2 protein-coding genes and 1 pseudogene are annotated in these 2,181 nt (G+C 31.5%); 1 reads left to right on the plus strand and 2 read right to left on the minus strand.

Translation table 11 applies throughout. The features are described 5' to 3' along the window. Together ABY905_RS16645 and ABY905_RS16650 are read right to left on the minus strand one after the other, a co-directional pair. On the minus strand, positions 1-1,062 hold a 1,062-nt coding region (locus ABY905_RS16645), incomplete at its 3' end, for a DUF4249 domain-containing protein (RefSeq protein WP_372645915.1). 217 nt (positions 1,063-1,279) lie between these two features. After that, complete coding sequence (locus ABY905_RS16650) at positions 1,280-1,861, minus strand: HutD family protein (protein ID WP_372645917.1); 582 nt, start codon at positions 1,859-1,861, stop codon at positions 1,280-1,282. 108 nt (positions 1,862-1,969) lie between these two features. On the opposite strand from ABY905_RS16650, the pseudogene ABY905_RS16655 reads away from it, so the two are divergent. Continuing rightward, positions 1,970-2,181: pseudogene (locus ABY905_RS16655) on the plus strand (hypothetical protein); the annotation flags it as partial.

Genomic DNA, 2,181 nt, shown 5'->3' on the forward strand with positions numbered 1-2,181 from the left:
AAGAATATATACCGTAGCCATGTTTTCAATGTAGGTATCAATAATATAATATTTGCTTAAAGGTGGACTGCCATCTTCATATCTTATGATGAATTTCTCACATTCTTTATCAAAATCAGAAAATTCAAGTGAAAATTCATTCTTGGTGAAGAAACGCTTCATTTTACGTACAGATGATGCTTCGAAGTAGCCTAAAACCTCACAATCATCTTCGCACGAAGAAATATTTCCTTTAATATTTGCAGGTAAGATATCATAAAGGTTCCCGTTGGATTGGTGAATTTCTTTCATGTTTTCCCAGAATGCGTAGTTTTCTTGAGTCGTAGAATAAAGACGCATATCCAGAAGATATGCATGTTCTAATTTAACCTCATGCTTTAAAATTTCGGATGTTAGGAGATGGTTGACCTGTTTTGTAGCTAGACTGGAAGCATCGTGGATATTAATTAGAGGATATTCATTTACAGGATAACATATTGTAGCAGCATTGTCGTAATATTTCTCAACAACTGTATAAGGGGAGTGCCATTCGTAACTCTCTCTATATTCCCATCGAAGATAGTTCCCTTTATTATCTTCATTTGTTGCATCAAAATAGATGCCTACACCTTTTTCCTTTAAATTGTTATCTGTTATAAATGTTTGTTCATCTCCATAAATAGAGTTTATTTCGAATGGAGAATTCATTTTTTCGGGGCGTGATTCATATACTCTTCCAGCTAAGGTTTGTATTTCTATCCAATAGCTAATGCCCACTGTCCCATTAATTTTATTCGATGAATTACGGTAGTTTCCTGCCTCAAATTCGGTTAAAATCTCTGTTTGTCCCAGGTCATCATGTAGAATTACGATTGCATCTTGTTCTGGTTTCAAAGAAAAATCATCTGTAAACTTAACAGTCCTAAATAATTTTACTTCACAAGAACCAATTTCATCCGTAATTTTTCCATCTACGATGAGTATTGAAACATCTTCATCAATTTCAGGATAAAACTTCTCGGTGCAAGAATTTAGTAGCAATACTAATACTGGAAAATAAAGTAATTTTATCTTTAAGCTCATCTAAAGTTAGAGGTTAGTGTTCGCTTAAATGTAATAAATTAATTTATAGATAAATATGATGTGAGTTGGAATAATCATATTAAAATCAAATTGTTATAATAATAAAGCCATCTCTATAATGAAATGGCTCTTGAGGCTTTTGATAAATGGGAGTTTTAAAGAAATCTTCAATAAATCAGTTTTTACTTATTTTTTTTTTAGAATGGTTAAAAATAGACTATTGTTTAATTTTTGAAATAATTAAATTACTATCCTTATTAGCCTTGAATCTAATATTATTCGTAGTTGAATCTTTAATAATTAATAACTCACCTTGGTTCAAGATATAGTCATTCCCCTCATTATTAAAGCCTATTTTTCCTGAATAGAGGTAGATAAATATTTTATTTTGATCATTATTAATAGGGAAGTCTTCTATTTGTTTTTTCAAAAGGACTAATGAGCTTAGCTCACTTTTTGTTTTTCCAGTGGTCATTAAATTAAAATCGGTGCAGACACCAACAGATGAGGTTTGCCAATCACCTTCAAATTCATCAATATCGAATCTTTGTAGCTCTTTTTTATAATGATCCTTGTGAGAGATCTCAATTTGGCCATCCAGAATCATGATTTTTCGAGATACGCTAGGTAGGGATGTGAAATCTGATTTTTTGACTTCAACTATAGCTGTACTTAATCTAAAATCAAAATTCCTTAGTCCATAATCAGCAGTTTCAGGATAGATATAAAGTTGAGTACTGGTTCCACCTGACCAGTTTATGGTATTGAATTTATCAGCACTTATGATTGAGAATGACATAGAATTTTAAGAGTTTTATTTATGATATTTTGTTTCAAACTTAATAATTTGTTTTTCCATTCGCATTCTATTTGGTAAATTAGAAGGTAACAACTCCAAAAATGATCCATGACAAACACAACTCGATGGCGTCGCTTTTTGATTTGGAGGCTTCGCCATATTAATAATCAAACGTTCATTTTAATCTTAAGTGTTCTTATTGGGATTGCTTCTGGCATGACGGCTCTTATTTTAAAAACAGCTGTCTACCGAGGTCGTGAATTTTTATTGGAGGGTATTAATTGGAGCTACCAAAACTATCTATTTTTCCTCTATCCTAT

Source organism: Ancylomarina sp., from assembly GCF_041555295.1.
Taxonomy (GTDB): Bacteria; Bacteroidota; Bacteroidia; order Bacteroidales; family Marinifilaceae; genus Ancylomarina.